At 28.8% G+C, this 22,864-nt stretch carries 20 protein-coding genes; 17 read left to right on the top strand and 3 right to left on the bottom strand.

The window, feature by feature from the left end; translation table 11 throughout:
- Positions 1–57: 57 nt before the first annotated feature.
- Positions 58–1,209, bottom strand: coding sequence for an outer membrane porin, OprD family (locus HRT41_00415; GenBank protein ID NQY22470.1), 1,152 nt, complete (start codon positions 1,207–1,209; stop codon positions 58–60).
- A gap of 520 nt (positions 1,210–1,729) precedes the next feature.
- Between HRT41_00415 and torT the strand changes: the two genes are divergently transcribed.
- From torT to HRT41_00360, 11 genes are all read left to right on the top strand, one after another.
- A complete protein-coding gene (torT, locus tag HRT41_00410; protein NQY22469.1) occupies positions 1,730–2,833 on the top strand; it encodes a TMAO reductase system periplasmic protein TorT in 1,104 nt (367 codons plus the stop codon).
- Positions 2,834–2,851: 18 nt separating this feature from the next.
- Entirely contained in the window at positions 2,852–4,366 is a 1,515-nt protein-coding gene (locus HRT41_00405; protein NQY22468.1) for a sugar ABC transporter ATP-binding protein, read from the top strand.
- A complete protein-coding gene (locus HRT41_00400; GenBank protein NQY22467.1) occupies positions 4,363–5,361 on the top strand; it encodes an ABC transporter permease in 999 nt (332 codons plus the stop codon). The genes HRT41_00405 and HRT41_00400 overlap by 4 nt, the downstream gene beginning before the upstream one ends.
- A gap of 10 nt (positions 5,362–5,371) precedes the next feature.
- Entirely contained in the window at positions 5,372–6,103 is a 732-nt protein-coding gene (gene pxpA / locus HRT41_00395; GenBank protein ID NQY22466.1) for a 5-oxoprolinase subunit PxpA, read from the top strand.
- A gap of 3 nt (positions 6,104–6,106) precedes the next feature.
- A complete protein-coding gene (locus tag HRT41_00390) occupies positions 6,107–7,456 on the top strand; it encodes an ATP-grasp domain-containing protein (GenBank protein ID NQY22465.1) in 1,350 nt (449 codons plus the stop codon).
- Between the two features lie 10 nt (positions 7,457–7,466).
- A complete protein-coding gene (locus HRT41_00385; GenBank protein NQY22464.1) occupies positions 7,467–8,333 on the top strand; it encodes a carboxyltransferase domain-containing protein in 867 nt (288 codons plus the stop codon).
- 10 nt (positions 8,334–8,343) lie between these two features.
- The gene (locus HRT41_00380) at positions 8,344–9,327 is read left to right on the top strand and encodes a biotin-dependent carboxyltransferase (protein ID NQY22463.1); all 984 of its coding nucleotides are present in this window, start codon (positions 8,344–8,346) and stop codon (positions 9,325–9,327) included.
- A 9-nt stretch (positions 9,328–9,336) separates the two neighbouring features.
- Positions 9,337–9,558, top strand: a complete 222-nt coding sequence (locus HRT41_00375; protein NQY22462.1) for an acetyl-CoA carboxylase biotin carboxyl carrier protein subunit — start codon at positions 9,337–9,339, stop codon at positions 9,556–9,558.
- Between the two features lie 138 nt (positions 9,559–9,696).
- A complete protein-coding gene (locus HRT41_00370) occupies positions 9,697–9,987 on the top strand; it encodes a cupin domain-containing protein (protein NQY22461.1) in 291 nt (96 codons plus the stop codon).
- A gap of 317 nt (positions 9,988–10,304) precedes the next feature.
- A complete protein-coding gene (gene bioB, locus HRT41_00365; protein NQY22460.1) occupies positions 10,305–11,276 on the top strand; it encodes a biotin synthase BioB in 972 nt (323 codons plus the stop codon).
- Positions 11,277–11,454: 178 nt separating this feature from the next.
- A complete protein-coding gene (locus HRT41_00360; protein ID NQY22459.1) occupies positions 11,455–12,750 on the top strand; it encodes an adenosylmethionine--8-amino-7-oxononanoate transaminase in 1,296 nt (431 codons plus the stop codon).
- Positions 12,751–12,923: 173 nt separating this feature from the next.
- On the opposite strand, the gene HRT41_00355 is transcribed toward HRT41_00360, so the two are convergent.
- Both HRT41_00355 and HRT41_00350 read right to left on the bottom strand, forming a co-directional pair.
- Positions 12,924–13,760, bottom strand: coding sequence for an AraC family transcriptional regulator (locus HRT41_00355; protein ID NQY22458.1), 837 nt, complete (start codon positions 13,758–13,760; stop codon positions 12,924–12,926).
- Positions 13,761–14,324: 564 nt separating this feature from the next.
- Positions 14,325–15,626 carry an aminotransferase class III-fold pyridoxal phosphate-dependent enzyme gene (locus tag HRT41_00350; protein NQY22457.1) on the bottom strand — a complete coding sequence of 434 codons (1,302 nt, stop codon included), beginning with the start codon at positions 15,624–15,626 and terminating at the stop codon, positions 14,325–14,327.
- A gap of 597 nt (positions 15,627–16,223) precedes the next feature.
- Between HRT41_00350 and HRT41_00345 the strand changes: the two genes are divergently transcribed.
- The 6 genes from HRT41_00345 to HRT41_00320 all read left to right on the top strand — a co-directional run bounded on the left by HRT41_00345 (position 16,224) and on the right by HRT41_00320 (position 22,858).
- Positions 16,224–17,738, top strand: a complete 1,515-nt coding sequence (locus HRT41_00345; GenBank protein ID NQY22456.1) for a YifB family Mg chelatase-like AAA ATPase — start codon at positions 16,224–16,226, stop codon at positions 17,736–17,738.
- A gap of 112 nt (positions 17,739–17,850) precedes the next feature.
- Positions 17,851–18,729 carry a GTPase Era gene (era, locus tag HRT41_00340; GenBank protein ID NQY22455.1) on the top strand — a complete coding sequence of 293 codons (879 nt, stop codon included), beginning with the start codon at positions 17,851–17,853 and terminating at the stop codon, positions 18,727–18,729.
- A 174-nt stretch (positions 18,730–18,903) separates the two neighbouring features.
- On the top strand, positions 18,904–19,710 hold the full coding sequence (locus tag HRT41_00335; protein NQY22454.1) for a hypothetical protein: 807 nt from the start codon (positions 18,904–18,906) through the stop codon (positions 19,708–19,710).
- A gap of 106 nt (positions 19,711–19,816) precedes the next feature.
- Complete coding sequence (locus HRT41_00330; GenBank protein NQY22453.1) at positions 19,817–20,341, top strand: hypothetical protein; 525 nt, start codon at positions 19,817–19,819, stop codon at positions 20,339–20,341.
- Positions 20,328–21,689 carry a type II/IV secretion system protein gene (locus tag HRT41_00325; GenBank protein NQY22452.1) on the top strand — a complete coding sequence of 454 codons (1,362 nt, stop codon included), beginning with the start codon at positions 20,328–20,330 and terminating at the stop codon, positions 21,687–21,689. Before HRT41_00330 ends, HRT41_00325 begins: the two co-directional genes overlap by 14 nt.
- The gene (locus HRT41_00320; GenBank protein ID NQY22451.1) at positions 21,686–22,858 is read left to right on the top strand and encodes a type II secretion system F family protein; all 1,173 of its coding nucleotides are present in this window, start codon (positions 21,686–21,688) and stop codon (positions 22,856–22,858) included. The genes HRT41_00325 and HRT41_00320 overlap by 4 nt, the downstream gene beginning before the upstream one ends.
- The last annotated feature ends 6 nt before the right edge of the window (positions 22,859–22,864 follow it).

The raw sequence follows: 22,864 nt of genomic DNA, 5'->3' as shown, positions 1-22,864 counted from the left end.
AACATATATAATATTTAAGAATATAAAGGTTTATTAAAAAACCTCTATATTTCTGTATTAGAATGAATAAATAATTCTTGTTCTTAAATCCGTTTTATCCGCATTATCTGCTTCATAATCTAAGATTGAAAAATCAACTTGTGCTGTTAATGTTTTGTTAAATTTATATTCAAAATTTAATGTAATTTCTTCTAAGTCTTTATTATCTTCTGCTCTATCAAAACTAGAATATCTTGCTTTCATTTTTAATTTTTTATAGGTATATCCTGCCCCTATTTGCCATGCATCGGTATCTGCTTTTAATGCATCTTCCCCAGATGATTTAGTGGTAGAAGTATATTGAGAAAATGAACCTCCTCCAATTCCGTGAAAAATATCACCCTTATCATCACTTGAAGTAAATGCTGCAAATAAATCAACAGAAGAAATTTTAGTTCCAACTTTTAAACCAAACAGTGATCCACTCTCAATTGCTCCATCATCATAATTTGTATCAAGATATTGTGCTGAAACATAAGCTGGTCCGAAATCATATTTTGTATCAAAGTATAAATTCACTTGATCATCCACAAAATCTGCATATTGAAATTTAACATCTAAATTAGAAATAGATGTATTTTTAACATAAACAGTTTGGATTCCATCATTTCCTATTTTATTAAATTTACCAACATTACCATCACCATCTGTTCTTTTTTGATATTTAGTAATAAGCCCTGCAACAATAGTAGTATCTGGAAGGTCAGTATTTTTTATTAAATATGCTTCAAAAGATTCTTTAATTAATCTTGAACCAGAACCAGCAATCATAGGTGTTGATACATATTGTCTACCACCTTTAACACTTGTATTATCATAAGTATATTCTACATAAGACTCAGATAAAACACTACCGCTTGCATCCAGAGTTCCTTTTGTTTTATCACTTTCATCATCTATTGATGTAACATGAGATGTTTGAAGAGTTGCTCCAAGAACTAAACCGTTATATGGAGCAGTAACATAGTTTAAACTTCCACCATTTACCCAAATTGAACTGTCTTTTGTAGCTGAATCATCAAAGGATTGAGCAAAATAATATGATTTTAAAGCACCTTTTAATGTTCCATTTTTAAATGCTTCTGATATTGAATCTGCTGCAAAAGCATTTGCGCTGAAACCTGATACTGCAATAGCAGCAATTAAACTAAGTCTTGTGAATTTTTTCATGTATTCTCCTAATAATTTATAAATTTGCAAAGAGTAAAACTAAATACAAATATGTTTTAACACGGCATACTTTAACGAAGCAGGATGTAGTTAACATGTAGTTTTTTAATGAATAAATATATCTTAAATACTTTTTTTTGTGCTGTAAGCGCATATTTTAAGGATTCTTATATTTTTCTAAGCATAATAATATACAAGGGATGTCTTCTTTTGTTTTTACTCTATACGTATATTTAATGCATTTTTTGAATAAAAAAGACAAGAATTGTAGACTTTTACATCAAGTATGGTGAAGAATAGTTTTTTTAATACTGCTAGAATATTATCAATTATAATTAAACTTATTATTAAGAAATAAGTTCTATTAGTTATTTTCTAACTATAAGTAAGTAATTAAATTTAATATTGGAGGTTATAAAATAAACACATGAATGTACTAGGATTAATTTTTGTTAGAAAAACCCACACTTTAAGTGTTTTATTTTATCAAAGTTAAATTTTCAAAAATAAAAGGAAAGTTATGTCAAGAATATATACTAACATAAAAAAAAGTTTGTTAACAACAGTAGTTGTATCAGTAATAAGTATTATAGGAATGAATCAAACTGCATTTGCAGCACAAGATAACTGGTATCCATATACGGTTGATGTTTGGTTAGAGTCATTCAATATGAAATCTGAAAGAGCATCCTATAGCTACATTCCCTTAGATAAAGCCAAGAAAAAACACAAAATTTGTGTTTCTTTTCCTCACATGAAAGATGCTTATTGGTTAGCAGTTAATTATGGTGTTGCTCAAGAATCCAAAAGACTTGGCGTTAGGATGCATTTAGTTGAAGCAGGGGGATATACTAATTTGAAAAAGCAAATTAGTCAAATTGAAGATTGTGTTTCTGCTGGGGCTAAAGCAGTGATTATTGGTGGAATATCTGCAAAAGGTTTACGAAATACTGTAAAACAATTAAGTAAAAAAGGAATTCCAGTTATTGATGTAGTAAATGGAATTAGTTCAAGTAAACTTTCTGCAAAATCACTTGTTTCTTTTGGTGAAATGGGATTAAAAGCTGGTAAGTATTTAGCTGAAAAACATGCTTTAGGTACTGCTGAGGCACAAACTGCCTGGTTCCCTGGACCTGCTGGTGCTGGTTGGGTTGAAGCAGGAAATAAAGGATTCTCTAATGGAATTAAAGGTTCAGCAATTAAACTTGTCACTACTAGATATGGAGATACGGGAAAAGGTACTCAGGCAAAACTTATTGAAGATGCAATTAGCACTTATCCTAATTTAAAGTATATTGCAGGAACTGCAGTTACAGCAGAGGTTGCAATTGGAATTTTAAAAAGTAAAGGATTAAGTGATAAAATTCAAGTAATTGCGTACTACATGACCCCTGGTGTATTCTCTGGCATTAAAAAAGGTACAGTACTAGCAGCACCTACAGATTCAACTGTAATTCAAGGAAGAATTGCAATCGATCAAGCAGTTAGAATTTTAGAAGGTAAACCTTATGTAAAACATGTTGGGCCATCGTTATATATGGTAGATAAATCTTCCCTTGAATCCTTTGATCAAAGTACGGCATTGGCACCTAAAGGTTTTAAACCAGTATTTGATGTTAAGTAGAGCTTTAAGGAGAATATATTGAGTCAGAAAATTATTTTAGAAGTGAAGAATCTTAGCAAAGAGTATTTTAGTGTTACTGCATTAAGTGAGCTTAGTTTTGATTTAAGAGAAGGGGAGATACATGTGCTATTTGGTGAAAATGGTGCTGGAAAATCAACTACTATCTCAATCATTGCAGGTGCTACAAAAGCAACAAGAGGGGAAGTTTTACTTGACGGTAAAATAATTTCTCTTGACTCAGTCCAAGTAGCAAGATCTCATGGAATCTCTGCGGTTTTTCAAGAGTTTAGTTTAATTGAAAATATGACAGTTGAAGAGAATTTATTTTTAAGTGCAGAAAAAAATACATTTGGATTACTCAATAAAAAAGAGTTGCATGATGCAGCTGTAAAAATTTTACATGACTTAGATTTTGATTTAAATCCTAAATCTAAAGTAGCTTATTTAACACGAGCAGAACAACAAATGGTAGAAATCGCAAAAGCATTCAGAGAAGATAATTTGCGAGTGCTTATTTTAGACGAACCAACTGCATCTTTAACAGATAAAGAAACACAACAATTATATAAATTAATTGATAAAGCAAGGTCTAAGGGTGTGGGCATAATTTATATTACACATAGAATGGCGGAAATAGATTACTTAGCAGACAGAATTACTATCTTGCGTGATGGAAAATTTATTACAACTGTTAACAAAAAAGATGTTTCTGAAAAAGAATTAATAGAATTAATGACTGGACGTGTTATAGATCAAATTTTTCCAGATATTAACTGCAATCCAAAAGACTTATTATTAGAAACACAAAATTTAAAGACGCAATCTGGCATTGTAAAAGATGTTTCAATAAAAGTACACAGAGGTGAAATCATCGGACTAGCTGGTCTAGTTGGAAGTGGAAAAAGTTTTATTGCGAGATCCATATTTGGATTAGATAAGGCATTAGAAGGTAAGGTAATATATAAAAATGAGGATTGCACAAACAGTACTCCCAAAGAAATGCTTAGTAATGGATTAGTTTATTTACCTCCTAATAGAAAAGAAGAAGGTTTACTGATGGATAGAAACAGTATAGAAAATATTTCCTTAAGTGCGATTCACAGCAATGAATTTTCTGACTACACTTTAATTAATGCTAAAAAAGAGAAAGAAAATATTCAAATTTTAGCTGATAAATTGTCTTTATATCCAAATAACATTACTTTAAGTCCTAAACATTTTAGTGGTGGAAATCAACAAAAAATTATGCTTCTTAAGTCCTTGGTTGAAGATATGGATTTAATTATATTAGATGAACCTACTGTTGGTGTTGATGTTGGAACAAGAAGTGTTATTTATAATCTTATAAAAGATCTCTGTGAAGCTGGAAAAGCAATAATAATTATCTCATCTGATTTACCAGAAGTATTGAATCTAGCATCTAAGGTTTATGTTTTTTATGGTGGTTATATTCAAGCAGAATTAGAAGGGGAAGAAATTACAGAACAAAATGTATTAAACAATTTTTTTGAAAAGAGGAATGACAAATTATGAATAATAGTATAACGGGTAATTTAAAACTATTTTTTATTAAACTAGGGGTATTGCCATTTTTATTGATATTGGCAATAGTAATTTTTAGTGTTTTATCAAGTAATTTTTTAACAGTGGAAAATTTTACAAATGTAGCCAGACAGTCAACCTACCTAGTAATTGTTGCAATAGGCCAAATGTTCGCATTGTTAACAGGTGGGTTTGATCTTAGTGTAGGCTCGATAATGGCTATAAGTTCTGTAACTACTGCAATGGCAATTGTTTTTTTTACTACAATTTTTCCAGATTCAGTGTATTTCGTAATATTTTTAGGACTTATGAGCGGGATTTTAGTTGGGATTTTAGTTGGTGCAATTAATGGACTGGGGGTATCTCTTTTTGATGTGTCTCCCTTTATTATGACTATGGGTGTTAGTTCGACAGTATTTGGAATTGCTCTATATTTGACAGGTGGAGTACCAATTTCTGATTTACCGGATGAGTTTTCGGATTTTTTTGGATACGGCACTTTATTTGGCGTTCCCATTCCAGTTCTTATTACACTTTTTATAGCTTTTAATATGTATATACTTGTTTCTCATACTATTTATGGAAGATATTTTTATGCAACAGGAGGGAATATAAAAGCAGCGAAACTTTCTGGTATTAGTACAAAAAAGTATTTATTCATGGCTTATATTATATGTGCGATATTGGCTGCTGTGGCAGGTTTATTATTAACCGCAAGAATTGGTAGTGGTGAAGCAAATTTAGGTTCCAGCTTTCCATTAGAATCAATAGCTGCATGTATTATTGCGGGAGTCTCTTTGCGAGGTGGAATTGGCAATGTTCAAAGTGTTGTATTGGGTGCATTCTTTATTATTTTAATGCAAAACGGAATGAACTTAGCCCAAATTGAATCTTATCTTCAAATTGTCGTAATTGGTATTTTACTTATTGTTGCAGTTCTTGCAGATAAGTTAAGAGAAAGACTATTAGATAGAACAAAAATTTAAAGGCTTAAAAATGAAGGTTACATTAAATGCAGATATGGGTGAAAGTTTTGGATTGTATAAGATGGGTGATGATGAAGCACTTATTCAATATGTAGATATTATTAATGTGGCATGTGGATTTCATGCAGGTGATTTTATGGTTATGGATCACACAGTGAAATTAGCCAAAAAACATGGAGTAAAAGTAGGAGCACATCCTGCTTTGCCAGATTTACAAGGTTTTGGAAGAAGAGAGATGAAGCTTGAACCTGATGAATTGAGAAATTGTATGACCTATCAAGTTGGCGCTTTGGCTGCTTTTTTAAATGCAAATGATATGCCTTTAAATCATATTAAACCTCATGGAAAACTTTATGGAATGACAGCTAAAGATAAAGCACTTTCAAGAGCTATATGTCAAGTTGCTTTAAATTTTAATGTTCCTATTGTTGGCATGAAAAATACATATCATGAAAGTGAAGCAAAAGATATGGGAGTAGAATTTATTGAAGAATTTTTTTCAGATTTGGATTATGATAATAACGGAAATTTACTTATTACTAGAGTTCACGGAACAGTTGATGTTGAAAAAGCTATTGTAAAAATTAAATTAGCTTTAAAAGATGGAAAAGTATTATCCACTGATGGGCAATTAGTTGATACAGGCTGTGATAGTATTTGTGTGCATTCTGATACAAAAGATGCAATAATACTTGCAAAATCATTGTACTCAGTTGTTCAAGAACATAATGAGAAGGGGTAATTTATGAAAAGAGTATGTGTTATAAATAGAGGAGAAATTGCTTGTAATATTATTAAAGCAATTCATGAACTTGGAATGACAGCTATTGCTTTATATTCAAAAGCGGATGAGTATTCAATGCACGTACGTATGGCTGACGAAGCTTATTTTATTGGTGATGCAGCTGCAAAAAAAAGCTACCTTAATGTTCCCGTTGTACTTCAAGTATTGAAAGAAAACAATATTGATGCTGTGCATCCTGGTTATGGATTTTTAAGTGAGAACAGTGAATTCTCTAATGCTGTTATTGCTTTAGGAATTAAATGGATTGGCCCAAGTTCTGATAATATGAATTTAATGTCTAAAAAAGATGTAGCAATAAAAGTTGCAAAAGAAGCAGGTGCAAGTGTTTTGGAAAACAGCGAATGTCTAGATATAACTTCAATAAGCGATATTGTTTCAAAAGCAAAAGAAATCACTTATCCTTTATTAATTAAAGCAGTAAGCGGTGGTGGTGGAATAGGAATGAAACTTGTTGAAAATGAAGAACAACTAAAAGTTGATGTTTTATCCACAGCTAAGATGGCCCAAGCAGCATTTGGTGATGGCAGTATTTATTTGGAAAAATATATTCAAGAAGCACGCCATATAGAAATACAAGTATTTGGGTTTAAGGATGAAGTGCTTCATTTTTATGAAAGAGAATGTTCTATTCAAAGACGTTTTCAGAAAGTACTAGAAGAAACACATGCTTGTAATATTAGTGCTGATAAAATATCTCAAATTGCAGATGATGCAGTTAAAATAGCTAATCATATCTCCTATCAAGGTGCAGGTACTGTTGAGTTTATTTATGACAATATTAGTAAAAAACATTATTTTCTTGAAATGAACACTCGTATTCAAGTTGAATATCCAGTTACTCAAAATTGTACGAATACAAAACTACTTGAATTGCAAATTCAATACGCTTTTGGTTTGCATAAAAAAATTAAACAAGAAGATATTGTTCATAAAGGACACAGTATGCAATGTAGAATATATGCAGAAAATCCAAAGCTTAATTTTATGCCATCCCCTGGTATCTTAAGTAAATTATCTTTTATTGAAGATGAAACAATTGAAATTAAAACGGGTGTTAAAGAAGGCGATAAAATTACGCATTATTATGATCCCATGATAGCAAAAGTAGTAGTAAGAGGAAAATCTAGAGAAGATGTAATTAAGAACATGTTAAGAGCATTGAACAATGTTATTATTGAAGGTGTTGCAACTAATGTTGAATTTTTAAAAAATATTTTAAATACAGAAGAATTTAAAAAAGGTGAAATCAGTACACAATTTATATCTAAACATTTAAAAAAATTAATTTAAGGAGCAAAACATGATTTATGATATTCCGCATTGTTCTCCAGGAGGAGATAGACATATATTAGTCGAATTTGGTAACGAAATGAATATTGAACTTAATTTTGTATCTCAAAACTTAGGTAAAATATTATTAGAACATGTAAAAGGAGTGATTGAAACTGCACCATGTTTTGCCTCACTATTAGTTCATTATGACCCAGATATAATTACTTATAATAGTATAAAAATAGAAATCTTAAAACTATTTTCTTCCTTAGGGCCCTCAGATAATATTGAGTTAAAAAGTAGGTTATTCTATTTTCCAACTGTTTATTTAGATCCTTGGACAGAAGAATGTGTTGAGAATTATTGTAAAACAATTGCAAAAAAACAGCCAGATCCAGAAATGATTGCAGAGTTAAATAATTTAAAAGATGTCGAGCAATTTAAGAGAGTTCATAGTGGAACAGAATACTGGATTGCAGCACTTGGTTTTTGGCCAGGATTACCTTTTATGATGCCTTTAGATCCTCGTTGTAAACTTACTGCTCCCAAATATAATCCACCTCGTTTAACAACTCCTAAGGGCGCTGTTGGAATGGGTGGAGGTAGTACTGCTATCTATCCTGAAGCATTGCCCGGAGGATACCAAATATTTGGGAGAATTCCAATGCCTATTTGGGACCCAAATAAAAGCTTTGATGTTTTTGAAGATAGTATTTGTTTATTTCAGCCAGGAGATAGAGTGAAATTTGTTCCTTGCACAGTTGATGAATTCAAAGAAATTGAAGCACAAGTGGAAGATAAAACCTATAACTATAATGTGGTTGATTATCAAAAATTTTCAGTGAAACAATATAAAGAATGGCTTGAACAACTAGATTTAGATAAAAGATTTTAGGAGGAATGAAATGATTAAAGTAATAAAACCAGGTCTTGAAACATCACTTCAAGATTACCCCGGAAGAGTTGGCTACAGAAATCAAGGTTTTCCTATTTCAGGACCCTTTGATAGTTGGTCATTTAGATTGGCCAACTTACTCGTTGGAAATGAAGTAGGTGCGGCTGCATTTGAAGCACAATTTATTGGTCCAGAACTTGAGTTTCAAGAAAATGTTGTTTTTGCTATTACTGGCGGCAATATGCAACCCAAACTATGTGGTGTTGCTATTTCGCTTAATGAGAGTATTCAAGCTAAAAAAGGTGATGTTTTAAGTATGTCTTTCTCTTTGCAAGGTGCAAGAACATATATCGCTTTTGCAGGAGGAGTAAAAAGTACTCCCTGGCTTGGATCTCAATCTACTTTTCACAAAGCTGGAATTGGTGGAATAGATGGCAGGGCTCTTAAAGCTGGTGATACAATTACTTTAAATAATAGTACTACGGCTATAGTAGGACAAAGAGTAAAAGAAGAGTTTTTACCAACGTTTAGTAAAAATAAAATATGGGAAATTGAAGTAGTTGCAGGTCCTAATGATGATTGGATTGATGAAGAAGGGCACAAAAGATTTTTAAATGAGCCTTGGAAACTTGATGCAAAAAGTGATAGAACAGGATTCAGATTAAATGGGCCAGATTGGACATTTACCAAAAAAGCACTTAATAAAACTGCGGATCATGGTAGTGATCCTGCAAATATTATTGACCATGGATATCCTGTTGGTGGAATAAATTTGGCAGGACAAACGCCCATTATTTTAGTCAGTGATGGCCCAAGTATGGGCGGATTTATTTGTCCATATACTGTTCCTACTTGTGCCTTTTATAAATTAGCACAATCAAAATCAGGAGAAATATATAATTTCAAGTTAATTACTGTTGAAAAATCTCAAGAAATGGCACGAGAAATTAGTAAAAAATGTTCAATTGATGCAATTGAACTAATTAAAGTATAAGGGGAAATTATGATTTGTGAAGTACTTACAATGACACCAGGTAATATGTGGAAAGTAGAAGTGAAAGTTGGTGATAAGGTTCAGGATGGAGATCTTTTATTTATTATGGAAGTTATGAAAACTGAAGTTAATCATGTTGCAGAAATAAATGGAACTGTAACAGAAGTTAATATTATTCCAGGAGAAGAAGATTTAGAAGCGGGTTTTATTGCAATGAAAATTGAAGAATAATAAAATCTCAAAATAATTCATTTTAGTGAATGAGTAAATTTCTATTGAGTGGGGTTGTAGTATTTATCAACTTTATGCTAAGTGTGATTTATGTCTACTGCATGTAGATTAACTATTTATATATGGAAAGGAATACTCATGAAATCAAATAGACCGCAAGCAAAAGCCAAATTACAAATTGAAAATGAGCGGGTCATCATTACTGAGTGGAGTTTTGCTCCTGGCGCAGAAACAGGTTGGCATAAACATGCATATGATTACATTGTTGTTCCAACTCTAAAAGGTAACTTACTTATGGAAACCAAGGAAGGTCTAAATATCGTCGAGTTAGAAGGAGGGCAGTCTTACTATCGTCCTGTCGGTGTGGAGCATAATGTAGTTAATTCTAATGATTATTCCTTTTCATTTGTAGAAATAGAGTTAAAATAGAAATTAAAACATAAGTATTAAAAGAAGTTAATATTTATGTTTACACATTTTAAATAGGACAAAATATTAAAAATATTACTTTGTCCCCATCACTTCAATTAGATAAAAAGAATAGAGTAGAAGGTGAAAGAAACTTGAGTGCATATTTTAGTACATAAGATAACAATGGTTTAATAAAACATGCATGAGATAAGATTGCTCTCTTTGCACCTTTTATTATATTAAAAGAACAAATTGATGAAATGCTTAGAACAACGCAAGAACGTTTGAAAAAGTATTTTAGTGTAAAAGGCTAGAAAATGAAAAAAACAAATGATATGAACGAACTCCTAAGTAAAAATGATATCACTGATATACGTCAAGACTGGACAAAAAAAGAAATTGAAGAACTGTATGAAAAACCTTTTATGGATGTAATTAGTCAAGCTTCTTTACTGCACAGAAAGTACAATCCTTTAAATAAGGTGCAACTAAGTAGTTTAATTAATATTAAAAGTGGTGGATGTAGTGAAGATTGTAAATACTGTTCACAAAGTTCAAGATATAATACAAATGTCGAAAAAAGTAAACTACTTGATAAAGAAGAAATTATGAAGTTGGCAAAAAAAGCGAAAGAAGCTGGAGCAAGTAGGCTTTGTTTAGGAGCGGCATGGAAGAGTCCTAGTAAAAAAAGTATTGAAATGCTGGGTGAAATAATTAAGGATATTAAAGAGCTTGGAATGCAAACTTGTATGACTTTAGGAATGATTAATCCGGAACAAGCAGCTTTGTTATCAGAAAAAGGTTTAGATTATTACAACCATAATATAGATACTTCAGAGGAATATTATAAAGAAATTATTACAACAAGAAGTTATCAAGACAGACTTGATACTATTAAAAATGTAAGAGATGCCAATATACACGTATGTAGTGGTGGAATAATTGGCATGGGAGAAAGTAGAATGGACAGAATCGGTATGTTGTACACTTTATGTACAATGCCTTCTCATCCTGACTCTGTTCCTATTAATAAACTTGTTCCTATGCCAGGTACTCCAATGGAAAATAGTACGCCTATTAGTATTTTTGAATGGATTAAAACAATTGCAGTAGCAAGAATTGTTATGCCAAAGTCATATATACGACTCTCTGCAGGAAGAAGTGATATTTCAAAAGAAGGACAAGCATTATGTTTTTTAGCTGGAGCAAATTCAATTTTCTATGGTGAAAAACTTTTAACTTCATCTAACCCATCTCAGAATGAGGATTTAGATTTGTTTGTGGAATTAGGAATAACTCCAGAATAAATATTATTTAATATTTTTGTAAAAAGAAAAAGAAAAAGAATACAAAAGAAATAAAAGCGAAGCCAAAGTAATAATAAAACTTTTGTATTAATTAATCCTATGGAACAATGTTATTAATACTAATAACATGAAAACTCATTTATAGATATAGAGATTAAATAAATTTAAAAGGATACTTTTGACTAATAAAAAATTAATGGATGAAGACTTAAAATATATTTTTCATCCTTGTTCTCAAATGAAAGATTATGAGACACTTCCTTTAATTCCAATCAAAAAAGGGAAGGGGTCATATATTGAAGATTTTGAAGGAAATAGATATTTAGATTGTATCTCCTCTTGGTGGGTTAACTTATTTGGACATTCTAATGATTATATTAATGGGAAAATCAGTGAACAACTTGAAGATCTAGAACATGTTATATTTGCAGGATTTACACATATGCCTGCTATAACACTTGCCAAACGAATAATTAAATTAACTCCAGAACCCCTTCAAAAAGTTTTTTTTGCTGATAATGGTTCCTCTGCAATAGAAGTGGCTCTTAAAATGGCTTTTCAATACTATAAAAATAAAGGGGAGTCGAGACCTTTATTTGTTTCTTTAAGCAACTCTTATCATGGCGAAACAATGGGCGCATTAGCTGTTAGTGATTCTGGTATGTATAAAGAAATATATGAAGACATTTTAATTAAAACTTTACACGCAAAGTCACCTGCGCTATTTGATGAAAACGAAGCTTTAGAGGATATGAGAAATATTTTAAAAGCTAACAATGGTAAAGTAAGTTCAGTTCTTATTGAGCCCTTAGTTCAATGTGCAGGTTCAATGAAAATGTATAATGCAAGTTATATAACAGAACTACGAAAAATTTGTGACGAATTCGATGTGTTTTTAATAGCAGATGAAATTGCCGTTGGCTTTGGTCGTACGGGTACATTATTTGCTATTGAACAAGCTAATATTTCACCAGATTTTTTGTGTACTTCTAAAGGCTTAACCGGAGGATATTTACCTTTATCGATGGTATTATTTACAAATGACATTTACGATGCTTTTTATTGTGACTATAACGAAGGAAAATCTTTTTTAGATTCTCATTCTTATACAGGAAATACTTTAGCTTGTGCAGTTGCAAATGCTGTTTTAGATATTTTTGAAAAGGAAAATACTCTTGAACAAAATTTAAAAAAAATAAAATTTATAAAAGATGAAACCAGAAAGTTTAAGAAACTAAGTAATGTTTTGGAAGTGAGACAAACGGGCATGATTTGTGCGATTGAACTTCTCCCTTTTCCAGAAGGAAAAAGAGTGAATCTAACAATTTTTCAAGAAGCCTTAAAAGAGGGTGTTTATATTCGCCCATTAGGTAATGTCATTTATTTTATGCCTCCATATTGTTTCACAAAAGAAGAGTTAAAAAAGATGATTGATACTACATTTACGATTGTAAAGTCACTAAAATATAGTTAAGTTTGGAATTGGAGGAGGAGGTAAATCTTAAAACATTAATTTTAAGGATTTTAATTATAGCAATATTAAATTTTAAATGCTGACAGAATTTTATACCTATCATTATTAAATTTCAAGTATGAATTTGAATTCTCTCTCCTTAATTATTTATACAATTTATAGAAGAGTTCATATCAGAAAATAGGGCTTACTGGAATATGAAATGTTCCCTTAATTATGCCATTCTTATTCTCAATATAATCATTTTTAAAAATAATATATGAAGGAATAATTGTTTTATCATATTCACTATTTGGCAACCATTCATGATAAACCCATTTAGTAAACATTAAAATGTCTGCATCTGTCCCTTCAATTTCAAAAGTAACGCATAAACATTCATCTATAACCAATACTGGTAAATTATTATTAATTAATTCTATTTCGGGATCTTTTGGTATTACACATGCCACGTAATTACCCTCATGTAATTGTGTGATAGTTGGATTATCATGATATATACCAATTTGTTCATATTCTTTAATTTTATGCGTATATATCCATGCATCCATTTTTTTCCAAATATTATTATAGTTTGAACTATATCCAACTTGCCTGCAATAATACGCCATTCGGGGTTTGACTTTTACTAAATCATGTTTTAAACTGTTAAAATTAATATTTGTTGTATATTGTTTTTCATACTCGTTTAAGATTGAATTTGAGTATTCAATGAATCCTCCATTTCTCCAGTATTTTGGTGTTTGACCAAATCGTTTTTTAAAGGCTCTACTAAATGAGGTGTACGCACTATATCCACACATATTAGAAATTTCACTAATAGTTAAATGATTATTAGCAATTAATAAATTTGCAGCTTTTTGCAGCCGAATAATCTTTATTGTTTCATAGATAGCTCGTCCTCTTTGTTTTTTGAAGATTTTATAAAGATGAAATTTATTAATTCCATATTCATAAGCTAACTCATCTATGTCTATATCAAATTCGATATTATCATAGATATAACTCATCAAATTATTTACAATTTTGCTGTTTTTTAAGTTGGTAGACTTTTTATACATATTCTATTATAGCACTTTTATAATAATAAAAATAATAAAATAAATAATAAAAAAATAAGGTGTATGTGTATATACATTTTCGTATGCTATATCCTCTTGAATTTTTCAATATTTTATTTACAAGGATTATCTTTGTTAATTGAAGGTTTTTTAATATTATAATATCAAATATATATTTGTAAGTTTTTTCAGATTGGAAATAACATGACTATAACAATCTTTAATAACGTATTTTTTGATTTTTGTTCATTTCTTATTGATAAAGCCAATACTTTTAATATTCTTCAACCTTTTTTTTTGTAAACACTTACCTTGAATCAATTTTATAATCTTCCTAAATGTGACTTTATCTCTATTTTAATAGTATATTTCTTTATATAATTAAAAATAATAATTTATGTGCCAATATTATTAATTAAGGAACAAGTTTAAAGATTAATTAAAGAGGAAGAATATAATCTATCCTTCCTCTTCTTTAATTATATATTTAAGATGAATAATAATTTATTATTCTTATTTTGTGTTATTTATTACTTCCTTTAAAGTAGTAATAATTTGGTGGATTTGTTCTTTTGAAATTATAAATGCAGGTGACAATGCAATAGTATCAGCAATAGGACGAATTAAAACACCTTTTTTATAACATGCTTCATATATTTCTTTTCCTCTCTCTCCTACTTTATTCTCTCTTGAACTTAATTGAATTGCACCAACTAATCCAATATTTCTGATATCTATTACATTGTTACAATCTTTTAAAGAGTGTATTTGTTCTTGAAAGTATTCTTCTAAAGAAGCAACTCTTTGAATTAAATTTTCTTCTTTATACGCTTTTATTGTAGCAAGTGCAGCAGCACAGGCAAGTGGATGACCGGAATAAGTATATCCATGAAAAAACTCAATGGGAGTATTACTATTATTAACAATTTGATTATATATTTTTGTATTAGCAATTACTGCACCCATAGGTATTGCGCCACTAGTTAATCCTTTTGCTGTTGTAATAATATCTGGATTAACATCAAATTTATCGGCAGCAAAGGCTGTTCCTAATCTTCCAAATCCAGTTATCACTTCATCAAATATAAGCAAAATGTCGTTTTGTTTACATATTCTCTCAATTTTCTTTAAATATCCTTTGGGTGGAATATGCACACCAGCTGCACCTGCAACAGGCTCAATTATGAGTGCGGCAATATTCTCCGCCCCATGCATATTGATTAAATCTTGCAAGGCATCTGCTTTATTAGCACCAAACTCAGGAATACCTTTTGAAAATGCATTTTTTTCTATATCAAGTATTGTAGGGATGTGAAATGTATTTATAAGATTATTATAATCTCTTTTATTATTCACTAAACCTCCAACAGAAATTCCTCCAAAATTCACACCATGATAAGAATGTTCTCTGCCTATAATAATATTCTTATTTGCTTTTCCAAGAGATTTTTGATAGGCTAATGCCATTTTTAATGCACTCTCAACTGATTCTGAACCAGAGTTTGTAAAAAATACATGATCTAAGCCATCAGGAGCAAGTGAAGTTATTTCTTTTGCTAATTCAAGCTCTAAATTATGTCCAATTTGAAAAGGAGGAGAATAGTACATCTCTTTTACTTGTTTTGTTATTGCTTCAACTATCTTGCTGTGATTATTTCCTAAGTTACAGCACCAAAGTCCGGCAAGAGCATCTAAGATTTTCTCTCCATTTTCATTTGTATAGTACATTCCATCTGATTTAACAAAAATTGTAGGGTTTTCATTAAATGCTCTATTTGCAGTAAATGCTTTCCATAATACGTCTCTGTTTTTCATTGTTTCTCCTATTCTACTAATAATTTTTAACGCTCATATATTAATTGAAATATATAAACTGACTTCTCTTATGTGTATTTAATTTATAGGCTAAGTGTTATTAATTAAAAAAACTACTTGCTCTATACACTCAAGTAATACTATGAATATATTTATGCTCATTTTCTTTTCTTATAACATAGTAATAAATTTTAAAATGAGTAAAATATAATTCTCATTCCTTAGTTAGATAAGTCTTTTGTAACTTCAAATATTGTAGCAGTATAAAAAAAACTATTCTTCCCATCATTTGATAAAAAAGTTTACAATTCTTGGCTTTTTTAAGTTATTCCAATTAATCGGGGTTTTCTTATCAATATTTACACTAAAAATGAAAATGAGCTGCTATTTTAAACATCTATACTTTATAATTGTTTTTTTGTTATCTCTAATCGTACTTTTATGCTTTTGCATGTGTGAGCATGACTACGTGCATTATTAATTGAATATGTTTAAATTCATTTGTTCATGTTAAATTACCGTTCTTGATTTTTTTAAATAATGTAAAGTATTATTAATTAAGACTTGACTATAATTTAATAAAGACAAAGGAGTTTTATGAAAACATTAAAATCTGCATCGTTAGACTCTTTTGATGCTTTTTGTGTTGATGTTGAAGTTACATTTACAAAAGGTATGCCTGCTTTTTCTATTGTTGGACTTGCTGGGTCTGCTATTATGGAATCACGCGATAGAATTAAGTCGTGTTTGTTAAGCAATGATTATAAATTTCCCGCATCAAAAATAACTATTAATCTCTCTCCCAGTGATTTAAAAAAAACAGGTTCACATTTTGATTTGTGTATAGCTTTACTTATTTGTTTGTATGATAAACGAGCCAGTTTTGAAGATTTTTATATTTTTTCTGAACTTGGATTAGGAGGAGAGCTAAAAGATACTCAAAGTATTTTTTCTTTGGTTCTGTCCTTATACAAACAAAAGCGTTTAAAAAAAGTACTTGTTTCTAAAAAAAGTGCGCAAAAGTTGGCTTTGATTCCTAATATAGATATTTATTGTGTTGAAACATTCAAAGAAGCCTGCGATTTTTTTCTGGAAAATAAAAAAGAAGAAAAACGTTTTACGAATATTAATTTTGAATATGACTTTTTTACAATCAATAATAAAAGGTATTTTTTTAATCATTCTTATAAAGAAGATTTTAAAGAAGTTCTTGGACAAACACAAGCTCTAAGGGCAGCGTTGATTTCAGCTTGTGGCAATCATAATATGCTTTTATTAGGCAGTGCTGGGTGTGGAAAAAGTATGATATCAAAAAGACTTCAGTATATTATGCCTCCCATGAGTGAAGATGAAATCTTAGAAAAAGCAAATCTTTTAGCTATTAATAATGAAGATATATCTTTTTCACCTCTTCGCGTAATGCGCTCACCCCATCACAGCTCAACAAAAGCTTCTATTTTTGGAGGAGGTACAACTAATGCTAAAATAGGAGAAATCGCTTTGTGTAATAATGGAATATTATTTTTTGATGAATTGCCTCATTTCCCTAAAATGGTTCTTGAAGCATTAAGAGAACCTTTAGAAGATTACAAAATTTTAATCTCTAGGGTTAATTCTAAAACAAAATACACAACAAAGTTTTTATTTATATCTGCAATGAATCCCTGTCCTTGTGGAAATTTATTAAGTTTGCTAAAGGTATGCAGATGCTCAGACCTAGAAATAAAACGCTATGAAAATAAAATATCAGAGCCTTTAATTGATAGAATTGATTTGTATGTATTGATGAATGAAATAGATGAAAATAAAGTAGAAACCTATAGCTCCTCTTTTATGCATGAAGAAGTTTTAAGAGTATTTAAAATACAAAAAAACAGAGAACAAGAAGATTTAAATGGCAAATTAAATGATCAGGATTTAAAAAAATATTGTTTTTTAGATGAAAAATCGAAAGAATTATTAGATAAAGCAACAAAAACTTATTCTTTGTCTTTTAGAAGTCAAAATAAAGTACTAAAAGTTGCAAGAACTATTGCTGATTTAAACAAGAATAAAAATATAGGTCTTAATGACCTTTTTGAGGCACTTAGTTTTAGATATAAAAGAAAATAAAAAGGATTTAAGGTCTAAGTGGATATTTCTAACAAAAAAGGTATAATAAGCAAAATAAATATGAAAAGATTAAACAAATTAAAAGTTTAATCTGCAATCATAAGGAAAATAATTGAATAAATGTGGTTATGTATCAGTAGTTGGACGTCCTAATGCAGGGAAAAGTTCACTTGTAAACTGGCTAGTAGGTGAAAAAATTGCGATGGTTTCTCATAAAGCCAATGCAACAAGAAGAAGATCAAATATTATTGTAATGCATGAAGACGATCAAATAATTTTTGTAGATACTCCAGGACTTCATCAAACAGAAAAACTTTTGAATCAGTTTATGTTAGAAGAAGCGTTAAAAGCTATGGGAGATTGTGATTTAATTTTATTTCTGGCTCCTATTACAGATAAAGTTGAACATTATTTGGACTTTTTAGAAAAAAATAAGAAAAATGTACAACATCTTTTATTGTTAACTAAAATAGATTTTGTTTCAAACAGTGAAGTACTTACAAAAATGGAAGAATACGAAAAATACAGTGATAAATATGAAGCTATTATTCCTGTATCTATTAAAAAAGCAACAACACATGCTGACATCTTGGATGTAGTGGTTAAATATTTACCAGAACATCCGTATTTATTTGATACTGAAATTATGACAACGGAACATATGCGAGATATCTTTAAAGAATTTATTAGAGAGGCTATTTTTGATAATATTTCTGATGAAATCCCTTATGAAACGGACGTTATCATTAATAAAGTTGAAGAAAAAGAAAATATCGATGTTATAAAAGCGACTATTGTTGTTCAAAAATCTACTCAAAAAGGTATGATTATTGGAAAAGGGGCGGTTGCTATTAAAAGAATAGGTAAAGATGCCAGATTAAAAATAGAAAAACTTACGGGTAAAAAAGCTTATTTAGAACTTTTTGTTTCTGTTAAAAAAGGCTGGACGAAAAATAAAGAAGGACTTGAAGAATTAGGTTACAATTTCTAGTCTTTAATAAAAGTTAGGAAAACCTAACTTTTATTCTTACAAAAATATAAACACTCTCCAATATATAAATCATTTTTTACAATACTATTAATGCTATTTTTACGTATTTAAATTAATTTACATTTAATCAAAAGTAAAATATAATCTAAAACATTATTTATTAAGGTTATGCTTATGAATAAATTAAATTACATTAATAATCTACATCCTCATATTATTAATGTCAATGAAAAAATACAAAAAAAATATCTTCATGATTTTTTGAAAGATAAAATAAGTGTAATAGGTGCTTTGGAAAAAGATATTTATTATTCCTATTTGTTTTTTAGCAAACAATATCAAATAACCTATTCTAAAGATAAAATTCCTTTTGTGTATATATTTGAGCTTTATTACGTGAATAAAGCCCTCAATGATAATATTGATCTTTTTTTTACGAAGGATTATTTTGTGATTTATTATCAACAAATGATATATTTTTATAAAGAAAACAAACAAAATTTACTTGAAGATATTCTTGAGTATGTGAAGTATGAATTAAAATTAGAAATTACAAATGTTATAAAAATCAAGCCAGAACAGTTTTTACAGTACAAACAAGAGTTTTTGAAAAAAACACAAACTTCTTTTAGAACTTCTTTTACGCTGTATGCTTTTTTTGTATATATAATAATATTTATTTTTGTTTTTCAGTATTATTACTCTACTAGAAGTTACGTAGAATCAATTACGATTCAAAAAACAAATGAAATTAGAACAAAGTCTTTTACAAATAATATATCTCTTTTGTTTGTTAAACTGGATAAACATCACTTAAAAGTTAAACATTTCCAATATCAGAACAATGAATTGCGCTTAAGTATACAAAGTAAAAATATCAATAATTTTTATGATTTTTTAAAGAATGAAAAAATAGAGATACCTTTTACTTATGAAAAACATAACTTGGTATATGAAATTAATGCAGTTTTTACTTTTTAGCAAAGAATACTTTATAAGCTTAAGCTTTTTTCAAAAGTTTGAAGTTTATTTCATTTCTAGCTGTTTGATTTTTTCTTTATTTTATTTTAATAAAGAGAGCGTAAAAATGACTACAGTTAAATATGTAAAAACACAAAATATTTCATCCATAAATATTCTGCATATTTTAGAAGAAAAATTAAAAAGCTATAAGATCAATGTAAAAAAGTTTGATTTTTTATCTTCTTCTTTTAATTACGAACTGGAAGGAACGTATCTTAATTTATTGAATTTTCTTCATTATTCTCAAACTATTACTAGTAAAGTAGAGATTGAATATCTCGAGTTATTTTATGAAAAAGAAAAGAAAAAATTTAAAATGCATTTAATCATTTCTTTTAATTCAATAAAAAAAGAAAATGAAAATCTAAGTAATTTAAAATTTGTAGATGTTTTTAAAGAAAATAAATTCAAAAAAGCACTAAAACTTGAGGCTATTGTTGGTAAATATATAGTGATTAACAAAAAAATATATTATTTAAACGATACTATTTCTTCTTATGTAATAAAAGAGATTAGCCCTTCTTTGGTACGTTTAAAGAATAAAAATAGTGAAAAAATATTAAGGATAAATGATTATGTGCGAAATTAATAAATACATTTTGAATTATAAACTAATACAATCTTTTAATAGTGATATTCTTATAAAAAACCTCATATTACCCATTTATAAAGACGATTTATTTACCTTTTGTTTCTCTATTTTACAGGAGAAAGAAATATCACAATTATTAAATACTCCTGTTAAAACACTAAATCATGATTTATTAAAAGAAGATTTTCTATTTTATTTAAATGAAATAGAAGTAAAAGAAAAACTCTATTCTTTGAGTATTTCTTCTTTATTTGAAGAACATAAGAGTATCAATAATTTTATTTACTCTTTGCTTACTTATGCGAATAACACCGGTGCAAGTGATATCCATTTTGATGTAAATGAACAATTTTTTTACATTCGTTTTAGAATAGATGGACGCTTAAAACACTATTTTAATTTTGACAAAAAATTGTTTTTAATAGTATCTTCTGTATTAAAACTCTATTGTAAAGAAGATATTACACAGTTAAGAAAACCACTTAATGGAAGATTTACAAAAAGTATTAACAATAAAGAAGTGGATTTTAGATTTTCTTCAATGCCCACAATATTTGGGGAATCGCTTGTGTTAAGAATACTAAATAAAGCCAATATTTCAAAAAACCTAAAAGAGCTTGGGTTTTCAACCCAATCACATGATTTAATTAAAAAAAGCCTGACTTTAAGTTCTGGAATAATTTTAGTAACAGGTCCAACGGGATCTGGTAAAACTACAAGTTTATATGCAATGTTAAATATTCTAAAAAACCTAAATAAAAAAATTATTACAATAGAAGATCCTGTTGAATATCGTTTGGATTATATTCAACAAGTAGAAATAAATGAAAAAATCAATTTAACTTATCATGAAATATTAAAAAATATTTTGAGACAAGACCCCGATATTATTTTAATAGGAGAAATACGTGATGAAGAAGCTTTAAATATAGCTATTCAAGCTTCTTTAACAGGACATCTAGTATTAGCTACACTTCATACAAACAGTGCTTGTGATACGCTTAACCGTTTAAAGGATTTAAACGCGCCTTCTTATTTATTAGCAAATACTTTAAAAACAATTGTTTCTCAACGTTTAGTACTTAAAAAATGTGAACGGTGTTTTGGTAAAGGTTGTGCTTCTTGTAATTATACAAAGTACAAAAACAGAGAAGTTATTTCAGAGACTTTATATATCAATGAAGAAATAGCAGCTTTTTTGTTAAACAATAAAGACAGTTCTTTCATCAAAAAATATCTTCATTCTAAGGGTTTTGTTTTTATGGAAGAAGATGCAAACAATAAAATTAAAAACAATAAAACGACTTTAACAGAAGTAAATAATGTATTGAATCAGGAATTATGAAAAAGTATAGAATTTATTATCAAAAAAACAAACAATTATTAAATAAAGTAATTTATTCAAGCGATATAAACAATGAAATCATGCCTCCAAATACAATTAAAGTTAGGCTTTTAAGTAAAAAAAACAGTAAATATATTTCAATGAAACGTATATTATTATTTGTTTCAAAACTTTCAAGAATTCTACAAGTGAATATTGCTTTAGTAAGCGCTATTAGTATTTTACAAAAAAGTGAAAATGACTTACTTTTAAAAGAGCTTTTAGAAGAACTTTCTTTTTGTCTTAAAAAAGGAAATACTATGGATATGGCTTTGGAGGAATATTCTTTTTCGCATAAAATATTGATCTTACATTATTTTAAAATGGCTTCAAATAAAGGCGATGCTAAGCGTATTATTAAAGCACTTTTTTCTCTTTTAAAAAATATAGACAAACTTAATGAAACTTTTTTGTCCACGCTTAGATATCCTCTTATTCTGATATTTGCTACATGTATATGTTTTATAAGTATTTTTATTTTTGTTGTACCTAATTTGGAAGCCGTTTTTTCACAAAGAGATAATTTGCCTATTTTTACTAAAAGTTTATTCTTTTTTAATGAATTGTTTAAAGACTATCTTTTATTTATAGTGATTTTTACTTTTTTAGGAATTTTTCTTCTTTATTATTCTTTGCATAAATATGCCTTGTTTAGGTATTTTATTGATAGGATTTTATGTACATATATCCCTGTTTTAAAAGAGCTTATTTATATAAAAAACATGTATGTTTTTTTCTCTTCTGTAAGAACTTTGATTAAATTAAACTATGAAGTAAACGTAGCAATCGATTATTCTCTTGTTTTAATAAATAATAAATATTTATTGGCTAAAATGTCTTTTATTAATACAGATTTGCAAAACGGCTTAAGTATTGAAGAAGCATTTAGAAAAACAAATGTTTTTGACGAAACAAGTTTATCTTTGCTTGATCTGGGACAAAGAAGTAATAACATTGATTTAATAATGAATGATCTTGTAAAGAAATATAAAAAAGATTTTAAAAAAACAGTGAATAATATCTCTGTTTTAATTGAGCCTCTTTTTTTCTTTATTATTTCACTCTTAATTATATGGATAGTACTTGCAGTATTTCAACCTATTTGGAGTATTAGTGAGTTTATGAATTAAAAGGCT

The sequence above is a fragment of the Campylobacteraceae bacterium genome (genome assembly GCA_013215945.1).
Lineage (GTDB): Bacteria > Campylobacterota > Campylobacteria > Campylobacterales > Arcobacteraceae > NORP36.
The sequence above is the reverse complement of the archived record's forward strand: the minus strand, read 5'-3'. Positions and strand labels throughout refer to the sequence as shown.